1 protein-coding gene is annotated in these 464 nt (G+C 72.4%); it reads right to left on the reverse strand.

All coding sequences use genetic code 11. The features are described from left to right. Positions 1–445 (reverse strand): putative transposase (locus K9U37_RS19810; RefSeq protein ID WP_243073505.1); only part of this gene is annotated, 445 nt, incomplete at its 3' end. Positions 446–464: the final 19 nt, after the last annotated feature.

The raw sequence follows: 464 nt of genomic DNA on the forward strand, positions 1-464 counted from the left end.
GTCGTCGCCGACCATGGCGCGCAACTCGGGGATCAACCGGCGCAGCTCGGCGGCCAGCGAGGCGCCCGGTTCGGCCATCACCACCAGCAGCGGATCCCCCGCGGCGTCGGCGACCCAGGTTTCCACCGTGGCGGGCGGGGAACTTCAACCGCGGCACATGGGTTTTGGCGATCTTGCGGGTGCCCTGATAGGCGCGGACATGCCCGTCGACATACAGCACCGCCGCCTGCTCGGGGCGGGCGGCCACATGCCGGGCCGCCATCGCGGCGATCCAGTCGCCGGCCCGACCCGCTTCGGCGAGCAGCCCGATCTTGCGGCGGATCGTCTTGACTTCCGGGGCCCGGTCCAAACCCAGCACCCGCCCCAGCGCGGGCGGGTCGATCCGGGCGGCGCCCTCGGCGCGAGCCTCGCCCAGCAGGGCGCGGAACACGCTCTCGCACAACATCGCATCCAGCGAATAGAAG

The organism is Candidatus Mycolicibacterium alkanivorans, assembly GCF_022760805.1.
Lineage (GTDB): Bacteria > Actinomycetota > Actinomycetes > Mycobacteriales > Mycobacteriaceae > Mycobacterium > Mycobacterium alkanivorans.